The organism is Corynebacterium sp. HMSC074C04 (assembly GCF_001838295.1).
GTDB classification, from domain to species: Bacteria; Actinomycetota; Actinomycetes; order Mycobacteriales; family Mycobacteriaceae; genus Corynebacterium; species Corynebacterium amycolatum.
Window position 1 is genome coordinate 971616 of the sequence record NZ_KV836272.1, and the last position, 19453, is coordinate 991068.

23 protein-coding genes and 1 pseudogene are annotated in these 19453 nt (G+C 58.2%); 3 read left to right on the forward strand and 21 right to left on the reverse strand.

All coding sequences use genetic code 11. The features are described from left to right. Positions 1-415: 415 nt before the first annotated feature. From HMPREF3011_RS11220 to map, 10 genes are all read right to left on the reverse strand, one after another. Positions 416-1153, reverse strand: coding sequence for a hypothetical protein (locus HMPREF3011_RS11220; RefSeq protein WP_049180783.1), 738 nt, complete (start codon positions 1151-1153; stop codon positions 416-418). Positions 1154-1177: 24 nt separating this feature from the next. After that, entirely contained in the window at positions 1178-3319 is a 2142-nt protein-coding gene (locus tag HMPREF3011_RS08645; RefSeq protein ID WP_070560809.1) for a DUF6541 family protein, read from the reverse strand. Positions 3320-3378: 59 nt separating this feature from the next. Continuing rightward, complete coding sequence (locus tag HMPREF3011_RS08650; RefSeq protein ID WP_049180801.1) at positions 3379-4248, reverse strand: tRNA pseudouridine synthase A; 870 nt, start codon at positions 4246-4248, stop codon at positions 3379-3381. Between the two features lie 313 nt (positions 4249-4561). Beyond that, positions 4562-5038 carry a 50S ribosomal protein L17 gene (gene rplQ / locus HMPREF3011_RS08655; RefSeq protein WP_038627680.1) on the reverse strand — a complete coding sequence of 159 codons (477 nt, stop codon included), beginning with the start codon at positions 5036-5038 and terminating at the stop codon, positions 4562-4564. Positions 5039-5075: 37 nt separating this feature from the next. After that, a complete protein-coding gene (locus HMPREF3011_RS08660; protein WP_038627678.1) occupies positions 5076-6101 on the reverse strand; it encodes a DNA-directed RNA polymerase subunit alpha in 1026 nt (341 codons plus the stop codon). A gap of 73 nt (positions 6102-6174) precedes the next feature. Then, positions 6175-6780, reverse strand: a complete 606-nt coding sequence (gene rpsD / locus HMPREF3011_RS08665; protein WP_038627676.1) for a 30S ribosomal protein S4 — start codon at positions 6778-6780, stop codon at positions 6175-6177. Positions 6781-6804: 24 nt separating this feature from the next. Next, entirely contained in the window at positions 6805-7209 is a 405-nt protein-coding gene (rpsK, locus tag HMPREF3011_RS08670; protein ID WP_016422078.1) for a 30S ribosomal protein S11, read from the reverse strand. Positions 7210-7212: 3 nt separating this feature from the next. Next, the gene (gene rpsM / locus HMPREF3011_RS08675) at positions 7213-7581 is read right to left on the reverse strand and encodes a 30S ribosomal protein S13 (RefSeq protein WP_005509836.1); all 369 of its coding nucleotides are present in this window, start codon (positions 7579-7581) and stop codon (positions 7213-7215) included. Between the two features lie 296 nt (positions 7582-7877). After that, positions 7878-8099 (reverse strand): translation initiation factor IF-1, encoded by a 222-nt coding sequence (gene infA / locus HMPREF3011_RS08680; RefSeq protein ID WP_016422077.1) that lies wholly within the window; start codon positions 8097-8099, stop codon positions 7878-7880. Positions 8100-8382: 283 nt separating this feature from the next. Beyond that, complete coding sequence (gene map / locus HMPREF3011_RS08685) at positions 8383-9183, reverse strand: type I methionyl aminopeptidase (RefSeq protein WP_038627674.1); 801 nt, start codon at positions 9181-9183, stop codon at positions 8383-8385. Positions 9184-9409: 226 nt separating this feature from the next. Between map and HMPREF3011_RS08690 the strand changes: the two genes are divergently transcribed. Further along, complete coding sequence (locus HMPREF3011_RS08690; RefSeq protein ID WP_049180781.1) at positions 9410-9991, forward strand: hypothetical protein; 582 nt, start codon at positions 9410-9412, stop codon at positions 9989-9991. Between the two features lie 180 nt (positions 9992-10171). Here HMPREF3011_RS08690 and HMPREF3011_RS08695 read toward each other — a convergent pair whose 3' ends face one another. Next, complete coding sequence (locus tag HMPREF3011_RS08695) at positions 10172-10723, reverse strand: adenylate kinase (protein WP_005509947.1); 552 nt, start codon at positions 10721-10723, stop codon at positions 10172-10174. Further along, positions 10723-12054 carry a preprotein translocase subunit SecY gene (secY, locus tag HMPREF3011_RS08700; protein ID WP_141764754.1) on the reverse strand — a complete coding sequence of 444 codons (1332 nt, stop codon included), beginning with the start codon at positions 12052-12054 and terminating at the stop codon, positions 10723-10725. Before secY ends, HMPREF3011_RS08695 begins: the two co-directional genes overlap by 1 nt. A gap of 354 nt (positions 12055-12408) precedes the next feature. Here secY and HMPREF3011_RS11665 point away from each other — a divergent pair. Then, a pseudogene (locus HMPREF3011_RS11665) lies at positions 12409-13071 on the forward strand (6-carboxyhexanoate--CoA ligase); the annotation flags it as partial. Positions 13072-13080: 9 nt separating this feature from the next. Continuing rightward, positions 13081-14268: an aminotransferase class I/II-fold pyridoxal phosphate-dependent enzyme gene (locus HMPREF3011_RS11670; protein ID WP_371440770.1), complete on the forward strand. Its 1188-nt coding sequence runs from the start codon at positions 13081-13083 to the stop codon at positions 14266-14268. Positions 14269-14370: 102 nt separating this feature from the next. Here HMPREF3011_RS11670 and rplO read toward each other — a convergent pair whose 3' ends face one another. The 9 genes from rplO to rplX form a co-directional block, all read right to left on the reverse strand. Further along, positions 14371-14817 carry a 50S ribosomal protein L15 gene (gene rplO / locus HMPREF3011_RS08710; protein ID WP_016422071.1) on the reverse strand — a complete coding sequence of 149 codons (447 nt, stop codon included), beginning with the start codon at positions 14815-14817 and terminating at the stop codon, positions 14371-14373. Between the two features lie 7 nt (positions 14818-14824). Next, entirely contained in the window at positions 14825-15010 is a 186-nt protein-coding gene (rpmD, locus tag HMPREF3011_RS08715) for a 50S ribosomal protein L30 (RefSeq protein WP_038629359.1), read from the reverse strand. 5 nt (positions 15011-15015) lie between these two features. Then, positions 15016-15633: a 30S ribosomal protein S5 gene (gene rpsE, locus HMPREF3011_RS08720; protein ID WP_005510059.1), complete on the reverse strand. Its 618-nt coding sequence runs from the start codon at positions 15631-15633 to the stop codon at positions 15016-15018. Between the two features lie 34 nt (positions 15634-15667). Further along, positions 15668-16066: a 50S ribosomal protein L18 gene (gene rplR, locus HMPREF3011_RS08725; protein ID WP_038627668.1), complete on the reverse strand. Its 399-nt coding sequence runs from the start codon at positions 16064-16066 to the stop codon at positions 15668-15670. Continuing rightward, a complete protein-coding gene (gene rplF / locus HMPREF3011_RS08730; RefSeq protein ID WP_005509895.1) occupies positions 16066-16602 on the reverse strand; it encodes a 50S ribosomal protein L6 in 537 nt (178 codons plus the stop codon). The genes rplR and rplF overlap by 1 nt, the downstream gene beginning before the upstream one ends. A 15-nt stretch (positions 16603-16617) precedes the next feature. Next, positions 16618-17016: a 30S ribosomal protein S8 gene (rpsH, locus tag HMPREF3011_RS08735; protein WP_005509822.1), complete on the reverse strand. Its 399-nt coding sequence runs from the start codon at positions 17014-17016 to the stop codon at positions 16618-16620. Positions 17017-17420: 404 nt separating this feature from the next. Further along, the gene (locus HMPREF3011_RS08740) at positions 17421-18317 is read right to left on the reverse strand and encodes a GDSL-type esterase/lipase family protein (RefSeq protein ID WP_038627665.1); all 897 of its coding nucleotides are present in this window, start codon (positions 18315-18317) and stop codon (positions 17421-17423) included. Positions 18318-18695: 378 nt separating this feature from the next. Next, positions 18696-19250, reverse strand: a complete 555-nt coding sequence (rplE, locus tag HMPREF3011_RS08745) for a 50S ribosomal protein L5 (protein ID WP_005509901.1) — start codon at positions 19248-19250, stop codon at positions 18696-18698. Between the two features lie 2 nt (positions 19251-19252). After that, positions 19253-19453, reverse strand: a 201-nt coding sequence (gene rplX / locus HMPREF3011_RS08750; protein ID WP_070841397.1) for a 50S ribosomal protein L24, incomplete at its 5' end; no start/stop codon positions are given.

Below are 19453 nucleotides of genomic sequence, written 5' to 3' on the forward strand. Positions count from 1 at the left end.
GGGGTCGGGAGCAGTGGACAAACCATCACAATGTGTCCCGCGAACCTTCCCCGATTGGAGGTCGACTGCGGAAATCAGGACATTTGTGAGTTGCTCATCGGAATGCTCTCGCTCGGCTATCGAGTAGGAATTCGCACGTCCCGTCCACATTTCTTTACTGTGGCTCTTGATCTGGGCGCAGTACTTCTCGCGCGAGCTGGAGACGACACCGTCGATGTGGTTGTCGTCGAAGAGTATGAGCCCGACCTGCGTACGGGAATCGCGAGAATCATCGAGGTCAGTCGTGCAGGTTCGCCCACGGCAGCAGCATCGGAAATGCCAGCTTCATGCCCTCGACTGGTGATGGGCGAATTCACCTGGACGCTATCTACCTCCCGCACTACCGATGAACTGCAGCCACTGGCTATGCGGGCAACTAGCGGTTCAGTCCCGGAATCAACGCGCCCAAATCTGGCAGACCGCCCGGCGCCGGGGAGCCGTCAGGCTCACCCTGCTGCGCTGGGTCATTCGGAGCACCATTTTCTTGGCCACCCGGCTGACCGCCTGCTGCAGGAGGCACATCCTCCTTCGGCATCTGTGCACCGGTGACATTGCCATTGTCGATAGTGGCAGCGCCCGCTGGTCCCGAGCACTCCAGAGTCGACGGGCCATAGGCCGCGCAGCTGTATCCGAATGCGCTCAACTGAGAATTCGCTGGCAGCGTCTTCATCTCACCCGCCGGCGGGAAAGTAAGGACCTCGTAAGTAACTCCTCCCGGATTCCAGGACACAGCATTGGCGGGAACCTCGTTCCCCGTGCCGTCATCGACCATCGGAGGATTGGCAAGATTCACCTGACAGGCCAAGTAGGCGTCACCGCTCAAATCGTTGAGGAAACAACGTGTCGTGCCATCCTCCAACTGAAAGAGTCGAGTATTTGGGCCGTCCGCCGGAGTGTAATCCGCATCATTGACCTGGGTGATTGCAGGAGTCTCCGTCGGCGTCTCTGATTCTGTCGATTTCGTCGACTCCTCAGTCGGTTTCGGCGGAGTCGAGGATTTAGTCTTTGCGGAAGAACTGACGGAGCGATTCGAGACTTCCGGCTTAGCCGGCTCGTCGTCTCCACATCCGGCCAGCGCGAAAGTCATCATCACACCGGCTGCGATCGTTGCCATAAATTTATTCATCCGCATGGTGTCCTAACCTACCCGACCATCGCTCCATCCCCTAGTAGCCGAGGGAGGAATTACTTCCGGAGAACTAGCTCGCATCTCGTCGATGCGTTCTGGCGTGATCACATCATTGAAAGCGAAGATGGTTACTTCCCTATCTCGATAAACAGGGGTTACCCCTGGAGCTACCCAGAGCCCTTCACCAGGAAACTCTAAATCCTCCTTGGAATCCCAAATACCCGGGGGTGACAAATAGATGAATCCCACGTTCAGCTTTCGGGCTGAGCGGTCGACATCGTTCACCCCATCCGGCCGATCGGGGTCTGGAAAACCGAGGTAATCAGCGTGCCAATACAGCATTGAGGTGGCAGTCCACTTATTCGCAACTGGCCAGTCATAGTGCGGGAACACTACCGGCAGATCATTGCGAGCGTACATCCAGCTGGACCCCTCCGGCGGATTCGTAAACGTGCGGTACTTATGTGCCTCCGGCTGCTCGGCCAACCAATCAAATGCCTTCAGGTCAGCATTGGAAATGATTTGCCATTCTCGAGGGCTCTTGTAGGCGAAATCTGCAGCGCTAGCATTAGACGCCACTCCATAGACGACGAGTACAGCAGAGCTCACCGTCGCTAAGCTCAACCCCAGAACCCACCCCGTCGATGGCACCTTTGACTCACTAATTCGAGCCGCCCACGCGCAGCCCCACGCCACGGCGATACCCGCAAACGCGGAATACAGATACGCGGTGACCATCACCAACCGGTGAGGCGTGGAATAGTGAAGCTCCGTGTACAGCGCGAGAATATCGCCCGGCACACCACCAAAATGATTGAGCGCGTGGGTCGTCATCAACACCGAAACAAACCAGGCCGGTACTACCCACACCCGTCGGCGCGAAGTACCTGCGAAAACCAAAACCGCCATCCCGATGAAACCGAGGATAATAATTGGCCAGAACGGCCGGAATTCCTCAGTGTGGCGAGTCAGCATTGTGGCGCCTCGATACCACGCATCGAAACGATCGAGGTCGTCTACTTCAGCGCTAACCGCGCGCACATCCTCGGTCTGAGAAGTTCCCGTAAGCCACTGCGGCAGTAGAACTGCCACTGCTGGCACAAAGGCGGCTGCAATCACCGCGACGTCGTAAAGCTTGGCGCGAACCGCACCCAGTTCAGGATGCGCGGGACGCGGCAGGCGGTAGCACAACCACCAGATTGCACCGAGCATAACAACTGTAGGCACCGATGCCGGATGGAGCTCTCCGATACCGATTATTGCAAGAGCGGCGCTCAAGATGCGCTGAGGTGCGTGTGGGAGCGACGTAGCAAAGGCAAAAACGGTAATCGCTAGCGCAATCGAGACCTGGTACGGCCAAGCCCCCACGAAGACCCCGACGGGCATCAATACCGGAAGCGCTGCGGAAACAAGCGCCGCAACCCCCGCGGCAACGGCGGTGGACAGCTTTTGGCGATCAATAATTCGCCAGGTCAGCGCCGCAGCAGCCGTGGGTATGGTCACGGCCGGAATGATAATGCCGAGGTAATTGACCGCCTCGGTGATTGGTAGACGGACAATCAATACCCAAAGCGCACCGAACGCATGCCATGCGGCGGGATAGTAGGACACCGCCTGAGTTTCCACATTCTGGATCTCGCCCATCCTAGTGGCCGAGGCCATGCCATCTTCCGTAATCGAACGGAGCACACTTGCATGCCAGAGTGTGTCCCAGCCTTGCTGGATGGTCGCCATCCCCTCGGACATTGAAGCGATGCGGCCGATAGCGGTCCACGTGAGAACCGCCGCTGCGATGATGACCCCGATACTTGCGATTAGCCCATAACCCAACTCGCGCCATCGACTTGCGGCGAGCGGCTGCGCCTCGGCCGACACCGAGCGATCGACACTACCGCGCCGTCGCCGAATCAAAGCGCTGCCGCCACGCCAGCACAGCGCGAGAAGTAATGTCACGGCGCAGCAGATAGACGCACTGACCAAGGTGAAGCGCACATCGATAGCGCCGAGCACCCACCCTGCGGTGCCTGCGATACCAAACGTCACCGCAGGACCGAGGGCCAGCGCCCACGGTGTACGAACGCCGCTGGCTCGCACTACAACAGCGCCGGGGATTACGAGCAGCGCAACCAAGCTAACAATTGCCCACACCACTACCGAACACTCCTCCTACGGTCACTTTCTTCAGGGAATTTTACCGAGAGCTTGTACATTTAAGCCTCGTCCACATCTGTCCGGGCATCACGACGCTCACGGGTCTGCTCCGCCCTGGCCGCCAGATCAGCATCGGCGGGGTAATCAACACCTACCAGGCTGAGCCCACGCGCCTCTGCCACCGGGACCAACGGGGAACGCTTCTCTTCACTCAACAACTGTTCAGTGAATCCAACCTCACGCCGCCCTTCACCGACGCTAAGGCAGGCCCCTACCAGTGAGCGCACCATAGACCAGCAGAACGCGTCGGCAGTCACATGGGCCTCGTACAGCTCCGGTTCTTCCCGCGTAGATACGTCGAACCACTGGAACCGCTGTAAATCTCTAGTGGTTGTGGCATGTGGCTTGTGTCGACAAAAAGCGGCGAAGTCATTGAGCCCCAGTAGAGCATCAGCTGCCACCTGCATACGGTCGATATCCACTGACCGTCGCCAGTGGGCCGTATCGCGAGCACGGGTAGGAAGCGGGCCACTGACGCAACTAGTGACACGATAGACATAATGCCGACGTAACGCGGAAAAGCGGGCATCGAAACCCGGGGGCGCAAACGAGGCGCCCCGAAGCGTCACGTCCGCGGGCAATAGTCGCGCTACACGACGAACCAAATTACCCGGGTCCCCTGCGATAGAACGTGTGTCTAAACAAGAGACAGGAACATCTGCGTGAGCCACCTGACCGGAGGCATGAACGCCGGCATCTGTACGACCGGCCACAGTCAGTTGCACTGGAGTGCGCAACACCTTCTCCAGAGTGGATTCCAACGTCGCCTGCACAGTCCGCACCGGTTCTCCCGTAGGCTTATCGCGCTGAGCAGCCCAACCGTGGAAATCTGTCCCATCATAGGCAATGTCAAAACGCAACCGAACCAGGTCGGAGGCGGTACTCCCCGTAGCGGCACGATCGGGAGAATCGCACGGGGTATCCGGAGTCGTTGGCGTAAGTGATGTCACGGTTAACAGATTGTAGCCGCGACCCCGGATTAGAAAATCACCAGTTTCCACCGAAGGGCCTCCGTACAGCTCCCAATGTTGGTACGTAATCTTCGGTGTAACCGGAGACAGAACTGGGGTCGGGCGCTGTGCGCCGTCGTCAAGCACAAAGAACCCCCGGTAGAGAGTTCAGATATGAACTACTCGACGGGGGTTCAAAGCTGTGACGGCCAAAAGCCGTCGGCGAGGGGATTTACTCCTCCTCTGCAGCCTCAGCTTCAGCAGCCTCAGCCTCGGCCTCTTCGGCCTTTGCCTCTTCAGCCTGCTTGGAAGCAGCGGCGCGAGTTGCGCGAGTTGCCTCAGCAGTTGCGGTCTCTTCCTCAACCAGAGCGATCAGAGAAATCGGGGCGTTGTCGCCCTTGCGGTTACCCAGCTTAATGATGCGGGTGTAGCCGCCGTCGCGATCAGCGAACTGCGGACCGATCTCGTCGAACAGCTTCTTAACTGCGTAGTTGTCGTTGAGCAGCTTTGCAACGTTGCGGCGATCTGCGAGAGTGCCGCGCTTTGCCTTGGTAATCAGCTTCTCAACGTACGGACGCAGCAGCTTGGCCTTGGTGTCGGTGGTCTTAATCTTGCCGTGCTCGATGAGCTGCTTCGCGAGATTGGCCAGAATCTTCTTCTGGTGCGAAGCGGAGCCGCCGAGACGGGAACCCTGCTTAGGGGTAGGCATAGGTATCTCCTCGTTTTAATGAAGTCGCGTCGGTGAACTACTCGTCGTAGCCAGCGCTTGCGCCATCAGTCCAGTCAGCGTCATCGCCCGAGGCAGCGTCCAAATCAGCGACAGCAGCCGGGTCGAAGTTGTTCGGGGAATCCTTCAGAGCCAGGCCAAGCTCAGCGAGCTTTTCCTTGACCTCATTGATGGACTTGTCACCGAAGTTGCGGATATCCAGCAGATCCGACTCGGTACGAGCAGCGAGCTCACCGACAGTGTGGATCTCCTCACGCTTTAGGCAGTTGTAGGAGCGCATAGAGAAGTCCAGATCCTCAATCGGAGTCTGGTACGCAGCGACATCCTCAGCCTCGCGCGGGCTCGGGCCAATCTCGATGCCCTCAGCAGCCTCGTTCAGCTCGCGTGCCAGACCGAACAGCTCAACCAGAGTCTTGCCTGCCGACGCCATTGCGTCGCGGGCGGTGATCGAGTTCTTGGTCTCGACATCGATGATCAGCTTGTCAAAGTCGGTGCGCTGCTCAACACGAGTAGCCTCCACCTTGTAGCTGACCTTCAGAACTGGCGAGTAAATCTGGTCCATCGGAATGCGGCCAATTTCGCCACCGGAGTTCGGGGTCGCCGGCACGTAGCCACGACCACGTTCAACGATCATCTCAATATCCAAGCGACCGGATTCGTTGAGAGTAGCGATGTGGTGATCCGGGTTATGAATCTCCACACCTGCTGGGCACTCAATGTCTGCAGCGGTCACCGCGCCTGCACCTTCGCGACGCAGGTAAACGGTAGCCGGCTCGTCGAACTCGCTCGAGAGCACCAGACCCTTGATGTTCAGGATGATGTCGGAGACATCTTCCTTCACGCCCGGGATAGTGGTGAACTCGTGCAGCACACCGTCGATGCGGATGCTGGTGACTGCAGCGCCCGGAATGGACGACAGCAACGTACGACGAAGAGAGTTACCGAGGGTGTAACCGAAACCCGGCTCCAGCGGTTCGATAACGAACCGGGAGCGAGAGGAATCAATGTAGTCCTCAGTCAGCGTTGGGCGCTGGGAAATGAGCATTTTCGAAAATCCTCCAGGTGGCGACCGCTATATGACGCCATAGGGAATGAATGGATGCAAGCGAAGTTAGTTATTACTTCGAGTAGAACTCGACGATCAGCTGTTCCTGAAGCGGAATGTCGATCTGTGCGCGTTCCGGGGTCTGGTGCACGAGGATGCGCAGGGACTCAGGAACAACCTGAAGCCATGCCGGGACGACAGCGTCGACCAGGTTCTCCTGTGCCTCTTCGAACCACATCATCTTCTGCGACTTCGGGCGCACGTCGATGATGTCGTACTGGCTTACCTGGAAGGACGGCACGTTGATCTTCTTACCGTTAACGGTGAAGTGGCCGTGGGAAACCAGCTGACGAGCCTGGCGACGAGTACGAGCCAGACCAGCGCGGTAGACAACGTTGTCGAGACGCGACTCCAGCAGGACGACGAGGTTATCGCCAGTCTTGCCCGGACGACGGTGAGCCTCGGCGTAGTAGCGACGGAACTGCTTCTCCATCACGCCGTAGGTGAAACGTGCCTTCTGCTTCTCCTGGAGCTGGAGCAGGTACTCCGACTCCTTGATACGAGCGCGACCAGCCTGCCCCGGAGGGTAGGGACGACGCTCGAAGTTCATGTCGCCACCGACGAGGTCGACGCGGAGACGACGGGACTTACGGGTTGCGGGACCGGTATAACGGGCCATTTCTGTTCTCTCCTTACCCTATTCCTAGACGCGACGACGCTTCGGCGGACGGCAGCCGTTGTGCGGCTGAGGGGTCACATCCGAGATCGAGGACACCTCAAGGCCAGCAGCCTGGAGGGAACGGATGGCGGTTTCGCGGCCCGAACCCGGACCCTTAACGAAAACGTCAACCTTCTTCATACCGTGCTCCATGGCCTTACGAGCAGCGTTCTCGGCAGCCATCTGGGCAGCGAACGGAGTGGACTTACGGGAGCCCTTGAAACCGACGTGACCCGAGGAGGCCCACGAGATAACAGCGCCCTTCGGGTCCGTGATGGACACGATGGTGTTGTTGAAGGTGGACTTGATGTATGCGTGGCCCTGAGCCACGTTCTTCTTTACAACGCGACGGCCGGTACGACGGCCGCGTGCGGACTTCGGAGCTGCCATGTTTTACTTCTTCTTTCCGGCGATCGTCTTCTTCGGACCCTTACGCGTACGAGCGTTGGTCTTGGTGCGCTGACCACGGACCGGCAGGCCACGACGGTGGCGCAGACCCTGGTAGGAACCAATCTCAATCTTGCGGCGGATATCAGCCTGAACCTGACGGCGGAGGTCACCCTCGACCTTCCAGGTGGCCTCAATCACGTCACGCAGCGCGGCGACCTGCTCATCAGTGAGAGCATCGGTACGCAGGTCCGGAGAGATGCCAGTCTTCTCCAGCAGCTCATTGGCACGGGCAGGGCCGATGCCATAAATGTAGGTAAGAGCGACCTCCATACGCTTGTTGCGTGGCAGGTCAACTCCAGCAAGGCGTGCCATACGGCAATTTCCTTCCGGTTGATGCGGTGGTTTACTCCACTGCCACCCTTCCCAGGCCCGGCTTACTCGGTCGGACGCCGAGTCGCGCAGGTGTTATAGAAAGGCTCCAGCCACCGTTGCCGGAGGTAGTCTCGCTTACTTCTGTGGAAAAGCTTTCATAAAGAACCGCCGCGCCAATCTGCTGAGACGCCAGGCCTCAACATCACGCGGCCGTCACCAGAAGCAGCTAGGACGGTGGAGTTTCTGTCTAGTTAGTAAATAAGCCCATAACCACTACCAACAGTGGTCAGGTCGATTTACTTGTAGCGGTAGACGATTCGCCCACGCTCGAGATCGTAGGGAGAGAGCTCCACTACGACTCGGTCTTCCGGGAGAATACGGATGTAGTGCTGGCGCATCTTGCCACTGATATGGGCGAGCACCTTGTGCCCGTTGTCCAGCTCCACTCGGAACATCGCGTTCGGCAAGGGCTCGACGACGCGACCCTCAACCTCAATTGCGCCTTCCTTTTTAGCCATGTCCTCCACGTCTCTCTGGCGGATACCCGGGACAATCCCGGCACCAGTTGGGAAATCTCTACTCTGCCTGGTGTTTTAGCAGTTCCGTGCAGGGATAATCATCACTGCAGCGACACTGCGCCCACACCATCGCCCAACTTTACACGCGACCTGCGTTTTTACCAAATACGACCATTATGGGACCGGTTGCAAGCGACGGCAGGCTGGTTCGCTCCACCCGTTCAGAATTCATCGCAGCCTTTATGGCAACATTCTGACCTTTCGCTTGGCCCTCACGCACTAGTTATTCGTATCGAGGAGTCAAAATACGGGGGCCGTCCGCCGTGGCGGCAACTGTATGCTCCCAATGGGAGGCCGGCATTCTATCCGCGCTGACGACCGTCCAGCCGTCGTCAAGCTCATCACTACCCCACTCGCCGCCGAGAATGAGCATCGGCTCAATGGCCAATACGGAGCCTTCGACGATGCGGGGGCCCTTTCCAGCTTTGCCCTCGTTGGGCAGGAAGGGGTCCATGTGCATCTCCCGCCCAATGCCGTGCCCGCCATATCCATCTACGATGCCGAGCTCAATATCGTGGCGCAGTTCAGCCTCACGGGTGGCCATTTCAAGCGCATACGAAATATCGGTGAGGCGAGCGCCCGGAACCATGGCCTTAATACCTTCGGTGAGGACCTCTGATGTCGCAATGTTCAGTTTTTCGACATCTTCACTCAGCTTTCCGACGCCGAACGTAAGTGCCGAATCACCGTGCCAGCCATCCAGGATTGCGCCACAGTCAATTGAGACTAAATCACCATCGGCGAGAACCGTAGAGCTTGACGGAATGCCGTGGACAACAACTTCATTCACAGATGCGCAGACAGACGCCGGAAAACCTTCATAGCCAAGGAAGGACGGCGTTGCGCCAGCATCGATAATGACCTGGTGCGCGATCTCATTGAGATCTGCCGTGGTCACCCCCGGCTTAGCAGCGTTTCTGCAAGCCAGCAATGCACGACCGACAATCTCGCCGGCCGCTTGCATCGCATCCAATTCTCCCTCGGTGCGGGCAGGAACTACTTTGCGGCGGCGTCGAAAACTCATCACGCTGGTTGAGTCTACTCTGACTTAGAAGGGAACCACCGGCTAGCCGAATCCCGCCACCTACGAGGGCATCGCTCCCCCAGCCAGCGCTCTGCTTCATGTATTTCTACGAGGCGTTGCATGGGAATCTTTATGGATGTTCATTCGTGACGCTTAATCTGCAATCGGCTTGCTTCGTTTTTCGGGCGGTTTACACCCAAAGTTGAGCTGCCCTACGATAACTGGCATGCATTCACTGTTGAAGTCCGCGCAGACTGCGGGCGCTGTTATTGTCACCAGCTCACTTTTCCTGGTTGGCGCTTGCTCAAGCAATCCCGAACCGTCGCCAGCGCCGACTATCCCCTCCACTTCCCCTGCCGCGGAATCGCCGGAGACCCCTGGAAGCACCTCGGGTTTCATGGGCACCTCTGCACTGCCTGAGTCAATCCAAAACTTCACACCTGATGCAATTAAGGAGGCGATTGGCAGCTGCGTCGAGTCGGATGACTCTAAACCCGTCATTTTTGGCAGCGAGAGCGTACATGGCTTCACCTGCGTAATGGCAGTTGGAGACGGTGGCACCGCAATGCTCAGTACGGCCGAGGACCCGGCCACTGTCGAGCGCATTAACGAAAAGGCTGAGTCCGTCGAAAACTACGTACCATACGAGCTACCCGGCAAGCACGCATTTAGCGGCATCAACAAGGGGTCCCCTTTCGTTATGGTCATTGACGAGGCCAACCGCATCTACCAAGAGTTCGTTTTCGCGAATATCAGCGCTGAGGCCGCGCAGCCACTCATCGACCAGATTATTCAGGACTTCCAGTAGCCCTCACTATCGGCTGCCCCCCACCCCCCGCCCCAGACCCCAACAGCCACACACAAAAGCCGCCCTTCCAAACCTCAACGGTTCGAAAGGGCGGCTTCAACAACCATCTACAACCGGCAAACCCATCGGCTCCAGCCAGCAAAAAAGCTAGAGCGTCTAGTTATCCGGCGCGCCAGGAGCTTAGTTCAGCTTCTCCAGCTCAGCCATCGTGCGCTCGTTAATCTCCTCAACGGATCCCTCAGCGGCAATCTTGATGATCTTCTCCGAGTAGTAATCCAGCAAAGGAGCGGTCTCATTGGTGTACACATGCATGCGGTTGCGGATGACCTCTTCAGTGTCGTCTGCGCGACCACGGGCCAGCATGCGCTCGACTACGACATCCTCAGAAACGTCGAACTGTACGACCGCATCCAGCTCAGTGCCGAGGTTGGACAGCAGACGCTTCAGCTCTTCTGCTTGACCAACAGTGCGCGGGAAGCCATCCAACAGGAACCCCTTGGCAGCGTCGTCCTCGTTCAGACGGGACTCGACCATACGCACAGTCACGTCGTCCGGAACAAGGTTGCCGGCGTCGATGTAGGACTTCGCCTCAATGCCGAGCGGAGTACCTTCACCGATGTTTGCGCGAAACAGGTCACCGGTGGAGATGTGTGGGACACCGAGCTTCTCCGAGAGGATAGCTGCCTGAGTGCCCTTGCCTGCACCGGGAGGACCTACAAGTACGAGTCGCATTACTTCAAGAACCCTTCGTAGTTACGTTGCATCATTTGGCTTTCAACCTGCTTGACCGTCGTCAGCGCAACACTGACCAGAATCAGCAGGGCTGTACCTCCAAACATACCGCCTCGACCAGCGTTCGCGTCGCCAAGCCCCATATCAAGAGCGACATTTGGCAGAACAGCGATCAGTGCCAGGTACAGCGAGCCGACAGTCAGCAGGCGAATCAGGACGTAGGACAGGTATTCAGCAGTCGGACGCCCCGGGCGGAAGCCCGGAATGAATCCGCCGTACTTCTTCATGTTCTCCGCCTGCTCGTGCGGGTCATACTGCACGGAAGTGTAGAAGAAGGAGAAGAAGATGATCATCAGGAAGAACAGCAGAATGTACTGCCAACTGGACGGCGCCAGCAGGTACTGAATGACATTGCGCTGCCACCAGTTGTCCATGTTCGGATTCGACTGACCGGACTGAACAATCTGGGTAATCAGAACCGTCACGTAAATCAGAGAGGACGCGAAGATGACCGGGATAACACCGGCCTGGTTCACCTTCAGCGGCAGGTAGGTGGAAGATCCGCCGTACTGGCGACGACCAACCATGCGCTTTGCGTACTGCACCGGAATACGGCGCTGTCCCTGCTCAATGAAAATAACGCCGATGATGAGAATCAGCACGGCAACAATCACGGTGGCGAACACGACACCGGTAGTGGAGCGCAGAATGTTCGCTCCCTGCGCCGGCATACCAGCGGCGATACCGGAGAAAATCAGCAGTGACATACCGTTGCCGACGCCTCGGTCAGTGATGAGCTCACCCATCCACATGACCAGCACGGCACCGGAGGTCATCACAACGACCATCACCACGAGGTCAAAGACACCCGCATCCTTTACCAGCAGCGACTGCGAGCCGCCCAGCAGGGCGCCGCGGTCTGCCATGGCCACAATGCCCGCAGACTGCAGCAACGCCAACGCCACTGTGAGGTAGCGGGTGTACTGGGTCATCTTTGTCTGACCCGACTGCCCTTCCTTCTTCAACTGCTCGAAGTGTGGAATCACCACCGTGAGCAGCTGGACGATAATCGAGGCCGTAATGTACGGCATAATGCCGATGCCGAAAATCGCCATCTGCAGCAGAGCGCCACCTGAGAACAGGTTGATCAGCGAGTAAACGCTGGACTGATCTTTCGAAATCTGCTCGAGCTGCGCGTTGACCAACTGGTAGTCGATACCAGGGGTTGGAATCTGCGAGCCGATTCGGTACAGAATGATCATCGTCAGAGTGAAGAAGATCTTCTTACGCAAATCGGGATCGCGCAACGCCGCAATGAGACCGGAAGCCACGTGCATCCTCCCGAGGTCAAGAAATCCGCTTCTTCCACGCTTTTCCCGAAAGACTTACCCGCTTAGCCGCCAGTAGTCTCCCGCTTTAGTTAAGCCACGCGGATGACGTATTCCTCAAACCTTTAATTGACAGTATTTGACGTAGTGAGTCTACCAGCGTTTCTCCATATCGTCGCAATACGCCTCTATATCACCGTTAGTACAGCGCCCCGTCAATCACCCTCTTTTCGCTTGACGACGATTCCAGCGCTCATCCCCTCTGAGCCCCCGCCCTCTCATGTGCTCCACCCAACCTTCTCAAACAAAACTTGAACAGTGTTAAAGTTTTGCTCTGTGAGTACCTACAGCATCCGCATGCGCTCCAGCGCCGATGGCTGCCATATCTCTGGCGCTGAGCGTCTTGCACCGGCCACCGAACTACCTCAGTTGGCTTCTGCTATGACTAGCCGTGCACTTCACCACGACAAGGGGCGAGCCGACACAATTCACATCACTGCGGACAAGATTGATGAGTCGACCATCAGCACCGTGCCGGCGTTAGTCCCCTTTCTAGAGTCGAACTCCAGCCCTGGGGACGCCCGCAAGCTCATTACTCAACGCCTACGCGCTGCAGGTATACAGGCAGCTGATATCGCCGTCGAGATGGCCTATTCACTCACAGGTCTCCGCGGCGCCGCCCTCATCGACGCCTCCTCCGGTGAGCGGCTCGACCCAAACCCTGCCCGCGGTGTACGGGTTTCCACTTTTGATGCCATCTCGCACCCCAGCAAGGACTGCACCAAGGATCATTTTCACGAGGCACTCATCCTCGCATCCAAGGTTCACAGCGCCCCGGGCATCGTTGCAGAAATCTGCCTCTCCGACGATCCCTTTTACACGCGTGGCTATCTCGCACTGGACGGAGGCTTCCACCGTATCCCAAATATCAAGGACCACGGCAGCACTCTTGGAACTCGCATCTTCATCGTTGAACCCGGCACCGATATCCCCGAGCTAATCGATTACCTGGAGAACACGCCGGTCTATATCGAGCTCCCAGCTGACGCCAGTTTTTCGACGGACACTACCGGCCTCAGCAGCGACCTCTCAGCAATCGCCGCCCAAAGAAACACGGCCTGGGCCGGTGCAGGACTTGCCCGCACACTGCGCACTTTCGAAACCGCACAACTACCGCATAGCCGAATTGACGGAGCCGACTACCTATTGTTTTCTTCTTCGGACTACCTCGGCCTGTCCACGCACCCTGAACTCGTCTCAGCTGCCACCGAGGCAATTGGGCATTTCGGCACCGGGTCCGGCGGGTCTCGCCTGACCACCGGCACTAGCATCCACAGCGCACTTGAAAGCGAACTCGCGCAGTTCTTCGGTTTCGACGATGCCGTTCTCTTTGCGACTGGCTACCAGGCGAACCACTCAACCATCGCTGCCATCGCCACCGCCGACGTTGAAATCTTCTCCGACGCCGCCAACCATGCTTCCATCATTGACGGGTGCCGCAATGCCCGAGCTAGAGTCACGGTCTTTCCGCACACTGACTACCAGGCACTCGACCGTCTCCTCGCAACATCGAGCGCCCGCCACAAACTTGTCATCTCCGACTCCGTGTTCTCTATGTCAGGCGAGGTCATCGACGGCCCAGCACTCGAGCGCACCTGTCGCCGTCGCAACGCATGGCTGATGCTTGACGACGCTCACGGCGTCGGCGTTATCGGAGAACACGGTCGTGGCACTGCAGCACACCTGGACATTCGCCCGGACATTGTGGTCGGCACCGCGAGCAAGGCTCTCGGTGCCGAAGGAGGATACGTTCTCTGCTCGGCACCAGTTGGCGAACTGCTACGCAATCAAGCCCGTAGCTTCGTGTACTCAACGTCCATGAACCCCGGTTCCGTCGCAGCTATCCGCGCCGCGTTGAAGCATTTGGAGGCTGGGGACGTCGTCAAGCGATTGCAACGTAATATTGCGTGCGTCCGCTCCCTGGTTGGCGCGCAGTCAGACCCCGCATCTGCCATCATCCCGCTGCCCGTCGGGGACGAGACCGAAGCGATGGACGCCTCAGCACAGTTGGCGGAGCTAGGCGTGTTTATACCTGCAATTCGCTATCCGACGGTGCCCCGTGGTGAGGCAATGTTGCGATTGACCATCACCGCGCTGCACACCGACGCTGACATCGACCAACTGGAGTGGGCTCTGCGAACCACCGGCCTGCTGTAAGCCAGCGGTTTGCGCTGCCCTCCCCTCCAATTTCCTCCCTCTCAATACAAAAAAGCTCCTAACCACATGGGTTAGGAGCTTTTCTATTAAAGCTTAAATGCTTTAAGCCTCAGTGACAGAGCCGCCTGCAGCCTCGATCTTGGACTTTGCGGAGCCCGAGAACTTGGTTGCGGTGACGTTGACGGAGACGTTGATGTCGCCGTCGCCGAGGACCTTCACCGGCTGGTTAGCGCGGACGGCGCCCTTTGCAACCAGGTCGGCGATGGTGACGTCGCCACCGTTCGGGAACAGACGCTCCAAATCCGAAACGTTGACCACCTGGAAGGTGACCTTCGCCGGGTTCTTGAAGCCCTTCAACTTCGGCAGACGCATGTGAAGTGGCATCTGGCCACCCTCGAATGCTGCCGAAACCTGCTTGCGGGCCTTGGTGCCCTTGGTGCCGCGACCAGCGGTCTTACCCTTGGAAGCCTCACCACGGCCGACGCGAGTCTTCTTCTTCTTAGCACCCGGAGCCGGGGCCAAGTCGTGGAGCTTAATTGGTTCGCTCATGGTTTACCTACTCCCCCGCTACTTCTTCAACCTCGACCAGGTGACGCACAACGTTCACGAGACCGCGCACAGCCGGAGAATCCGGGCGGACGACGGAATCGTTGATGCGCTTCAGGCCGAGGGTGCGCAGCGAATCCTTCTGCTTCTGCTTGGTACCAGCGGTACCACGGACCTGGGTAATCTTCAGTGCCATGGAAATCACGCTCCCTGACCTGCGCGTGCGCGCAGCATACGTGCCGGGGTGACCTCTTCGAGGGACTTGCCACGACGTGCGGCGACCTCTTCAGGGCGAACCAGCTGCTTGAGAGCATCAACGGTTGCGTGAACAACGTTGATGGAGTTGTTGGTACCCAGCGACTTGGACAGAACATCCTGAACACCGGCGCACTCGAGAACCGGGCGGACAGCGCCGCCGGCAATCAGACCGGTACCCGGAGCAGCCGGGCGCAGCAGCACGATGCCAGCAGCGGTCTCACCCTGAACCGGGTGGGTGATGGTGCCAGCAATCATCGGGACGCGGAAGAAGTTCTTACGAGCCTCTTCAGCACCCTTCTGGATAGCTGCCGGTACTTCCTTGGCCTTGCCGTAGCCGACGCCGACCATGCCCTCGCCGTCACCGACGATGACCAGAGCGGTGAAGCTGAAGCGACGACCGCCCTTGACGACCTTGGAAACTCGGTTAATAGTTACTACGCGCTCGATGTACTGCGAACGCTCGTCCTGCTGGCGACGGTCGTTACCGCGGCCACCACGACGGTTGTTGTTCTTGTTGTCAGCGGAGTTACGTCCGCCTTCGCGCTTATCGCGTTCCGACATCACGCATTCCTTCCGTTGGACTTGTAAGTGCGCATTAGAACTTCAGACCACCTTCACGGGCAGCCTCGGCCAGAGCAGCAACGCGGCCGTGGTACTGGTAGCCACCGCGGTCGAAAACGACATTCTCGATGCCAGCATCCTTAGCGCGAGCAGCAATCAACTCGCCGACCTTGGCGCTCTTGGCCTTCTTGTCGCCCTCGAAGCCACGGAGATCTGCGTCCAGAGTGGAAGCAGCGGCCAGGGTACGACCGATAGAGTCGTCGATAACCTGAGCGGTGATGTGGCGGGAAGAGCGGTGCACGACGAGGCGCGGTGCCTCGGAGGTGCCGCGGACGTTCTTGCGCAAGCGTGCGTGACGGCGGGCGCGGGCGACACGACGACGAGTCGAGATGTCCTTGCCTACCGGGAGGCGCTTTTCGTTGGTGTTGCTCATTACTTACCCGTCTTTCCGATCTTGCGACGGATCTGCTCGCCATCGTAACGAATGCCCTTGCCCTTGTAAGGATCATCCTTACGCAGACGACGGATGTTAGCTGCGAGCTGTCCGACCTGCTGCTTATCAATACCTGTGATCGACAGCTTGGTGGTGCCGTCGACATCGAAGGTGATACCTTCCGGTGCTTCGATCAGGACTGGGTGCGAGTAGCCCAAGGAGAACTCGAGGTCCTTGCCCTTCTTGGCGACACGGTAACCAACACCGAAGATTTCCATCTTGATGGTGTAGCCCTCGGTCACACCGACAACCATATTGTTGATCAGCGAACGGGACAGGCCGTGCAGGGAGCGGCTCTTGCGGTGGTCATCCGGGCGGTTGACCACAATCTCATTGTCCTTCAGCTCAACGGTAATTGGAGCCGGGATAGAGACAGACAGCTCGCCCTTCGGGCCCTTGACGGAAACGTCCTGGCCGTTGACCTGTGCAGTAACATTTGCCGGGACAACGACAGGGTTCTTACCAATACGAGACATTGTGTAGTTCCCCCTTTACCAGACGTAAGCGAGGACTTCCCCGCCAACCTTCTTCTCGTAAGCCTGACGGTCAGTCAGCAGGCCCTGAGACGTGGAGATGATAGCCACGCCCAGGCCACCGAGGACCTTCGGCAGGTTAGTGGACTTTGCGTAAACACGCAGACCCGGCTTGGAGACGCGACGCACGCCAGCGATCGAACGCTCGCGGGATGGGCCGTACTTCAGGTTCAGGGTCAGGGTCTTGCCGACCTTGGCATCCTCGACTGCGTAGTCCGCAATGTAACCCTCAGACTTGAGGATCTCGGCGATGTTAGCCTTCAGCTTGGACGACGGCATCGAGACAGAGTCGTGGTACGCGTTGTTAGCGTTGCGCACGCGCGACAGCATGTCGGCGATTGGGTCAGTCATGGTCATGGTTAGTGACCGCTTCCTTTCTCGCTGCGGTTCCTTCTCACCTCGTGGCTAACTCCAATGACCGCGCAAACAGCAACTGTCACACGGCAAAAGCTTAAGATGGAGCGACTACCAATATCGTGATTCCGGCGATTTAAGGGCTACTGTTCGCCAACTCGGTTCAATAGCCGAGTCAGCTCGCCACCCAGGTGACGCCAGAGACGATGCGAGGCGAGGGGGCCTACAGCAAAGTTCTTACATTTTTACTGCCGCACCTCTTACAGAGGGCAGACCTGGTGATACTAACAAATACCGACCGAAATGCAAAAACGCCGCGGCTGGACGTTAGTCCGCTCGCGGCGTGAAGCCCCACCAATTAGCAGTGGAACTCAATTTCTAGCCGATATGGCGCCGGCTAGAGGAAATTAGTAGAGCTGGTCGGCGATGATGTTACCCATAGCCTTTTCGCCAGCCACCGTCGGGTGATTGGTCATCGGGCCCATCACCGGATCTGCGAAACCGGCGACGAAGCGCTCATCCGGGTTTGGGTTGCAGGTACCGTGGCCGAGGGTTGCCTCGTAGACGTCGATGAAGCCGGCACCTACGTGCTGAGACGCGGAGCGAATGCTGTCGCGGAATGCCCCCTGAATCTCGCTGGCACCCGGTGCCGGGATCGGGAAGGTCTGGTTCGGGGCGTTCACCAGGCACAGCTGGTCATTGGTAGCGTACTCAGGGTACGAAGCCAGGACGACCTGAGCACCCGGAGCAACCTGGTGGACGCGGTCAGTGAACTGACGCAGCGTCTGCTTGAACAGCGACGGAGCCTTGGGGTCCGGCTTTGCGACCAGCTCGCCTGCCACGTCAACCCACTGGACCCAGTCCATGCCGCCGTACATCAGGACAACCTTCTCAGTGCCCTCTCCGATGTCGCCGTACTGGATGGAAGCTTCCAGGTATGCGAGGAGCTGACCCGGGAAGCCACCAAGACCGTTACAGGACCAGTCACCCAGGGACTTGTTCAGCTTCGACGCTGCAATCTTCGGCCAGTTTTCCATGTCGGTGGCACAGTTAGCGACCAGCACGTTCTGCCCCGGCGCCAGGCCACGCGGGCCACCCTTACCGGCATTAGCGGTGAAGGAGTCACCGAAGGTGACGATCTGCTTGACGCCCTTCGGGCCGGTGTCGCCGATACCCGGAATCGGAATGTTCGGCATTTCCGGCAGTGCCGGCTGTGCGTTGGCAGCACCTGCGCCCAAGCTCAGACCCAGAGCCGCAACAGTTGCAACAGCAGCCGAGCGGACGGCCACGGAGAAGTTCTTCATGTAGTTAATCCCTTTGCGTTTTAACTTAAGGACCGCTCTGTGTAGAACCACTGGCTCAACCACACAGAAGCTGAAGTCACTTAAATCTTGCCCAAATTGATAACGACCACAATGCATTTTGGCGGCCGTCACTATGACGAATGGCAGTTTACAACGAAATCATCACGAACGCCTAACTTTCATTTAAGAAAGCTTGTGACTTTACTAATTTTCAACCCCCAAAAAGGGTCAACTTTCACACCGGCAACACTGGTAACTTTTGCGCAGGCCCCGCACAGCGACATCCCCCCATGAACATAAGGGTTAACGGAGCAGCAAAAAGCCCCGGAGGCCAAGCGGCATCCGAGGCTTCAGACAGAAGCTACCGAAGAGGCAAAACTACTTCTTGAACGGGAAGCCCAGCTCGCGCAGCAGCGCGCGGCCTTCCTCATTGTTGGTAGCGGTGGTCACGACGGTGATGTCCATACCGCGCGGGCGGTCGATCTTGTCAACGTCGATCTCGTAGAACATGGTCTGCTCAGACAGTCCGAAGGTGTAGTTACCGTGACCATCGAACTGCTGATCAGACAGACCGCGGAAGTCGCGGATTCGCGGCAGAGCCACGGTCAGCAGACGATCCAGGAACTCCCACATACGGTCGCCACGCAGGGTGACGCGAGCGCCGATGGCGTCGCCTTCACGAAGCTTGAAGTTAGCGATCGACTTGCGAGCGCGACGGGTCTCCGGCTTCTGACCGGTGATCAGAGTCAGGTCGTTGATAGCACCGTTGATCTGCTTCTTGTCCTGAGCAGCAGCGCCGACGCCCATGTTAACGACGACCTTGGTAACGCCCGGAATCTGCATGACGTTCTCGTAGGAGAACTCTTCCTGCATCTTGCCGCGAATCTCATCGCGGTAACGGGCCTTCAGACGAGGGGTGTAATTTTCGCTCATGCTTAGATGTCCTTCCCGGTACGGCGGGAGATGCGAACCTTCTTGCCGTCCTCATCGAAGCGGTAACCAACGCGAGTCGGGGTACCATCTTCGTCGACCAGCATGACGTTCGACACGTGAATCGGAGCTTCCTGAGTGACAATGCCACCCGAGGATGCACCGCGCTCCGCAGCGGAGTTTGCAACGTGCTTCTTGATACGGTT

Bases quoted from the DNA above. Each gene is read 5' to 3' on its own strand.
- HMPREF3011_RS11220 (WP_049180783.1), bottom strand. From the start codon at position 1,153: ATGGCAACGATCGCAGCCGGTGTGATGATGACTTTCGCGCTGGCCGGA.
- rplQ (WP_038627680.1), bottom strand. From the start codon at position 5,038: ATGCCTACCCCTAAGCAGGGTTCCCGTCTCGGCGGCTCCGCTTCGCAC.
- HMPREF3011_RS08660 (WP_038627678.1), bottom strand. From the start codon at position 6,101: ATGCTCATTTCCCAGCGCCCAACGCTGACTGAGGACTACATTGATTCC.
- rpsD (WP_038627676.1), bottom strand. From the start codon at position 6,780: ATGGCCCGTTATACCGGTCCCGCAACCCGTAAGTCCCGTCGTCTCCGC.
- rpsK (WP_016422078.1), bottom strand. From the start codon at position 7,209: ATGGCAGCTCCGAAGTCCGCACGCGGCCGTCGTACCGGCCGTCGCGTT.
- rpsM (WP_005509836.1), bottom strand. From the start codon at position 7,581: ATGGCACGCCTTGCTGGAGTTGACCTGCCACGCAACAAGCGTATGGAG.
- infA (WP_016422077.1), bottom strand. From the start codon at position 8,099: ATGGCTAAAAAGGAAGGCGCAATTGAGGTTGAGGGTCGCGTCGTCGAG.
- map (WP_038627674.1), bottom strand. From the start codon at position 9,183: ATGAGTTTTCGACGCCGCCGCAAAGTAGTTCCTGCCCGCACCGAGGGA.
- HMPREF3011_RS08690 (WP_049180781.1), top strand. From the start codon at position 9,410: ATGCATTCACTGTTGAAGTCCGCGCAGACTGCGGGCGCTGTTATTGTC.
- HMPREF3011_RS08695 (WP_005509947.1), bottom strand. From the start codon at position 10,723: ATGCGACTCGTACTTGTAGGTCCTCCCGGTGCAGGCAAGGGCACTCAG.
- rplO (WP_016422071.1), bottom strand. From the start codon at position 14,817: ATGAGCGAACCAATTAAGCTCCACGACTTGGCCCCGGCTCCGGGTGCT.
- rpmD (WP_038629359.1), bottom strand. From the start codon at position 15,010: ATGGCACTGAAGATTACCCAGGTCCGTGGTACCGCTGGTACCAAGCAG.
- rpsE (WP_005510059.1), bottom strand. From the start codon at position 15,633: ATGTCGGAACGCGATAAGCGCGAAGGCGGACGTAACTCCGCTGACAAC.
- rplR (WP_038627668.1), bottom strand. From the start codon at position 16,066: ATGAGCAACACCAACGAAAAGCGCCTCCCGGTAGGCAAGGACATCTCG.
- rplF (WP_005509895.1), bottom strand. From the start codon at position 16,602: ATGTCTCGTATTGGTAAGAACCCTGTCGTTGTCCCGGCAAATGTTACT.
- rpsH (WP_005509822.1), bottom strand. From the start codon at position 17,016: ATGACCATGACTGACCCAATCGCCGACATGCTGTCGCGCGTGCGCAAC.
- HMPREF3011_RS08740 (WP_038627665.1), bottom strand. From the start codon at position 18,317: ATGAAGAACTTCTCCGTGGCCGTCCGCTCGGCTGCTGTTGCAACTGTT.
- rplE (WP_005509901.1), bottom strand. From the start codon at position 19,250: ATGAGCGAAAATTACACCCCTCGTCTGAAGGCCCGTTACCGCGATGAG.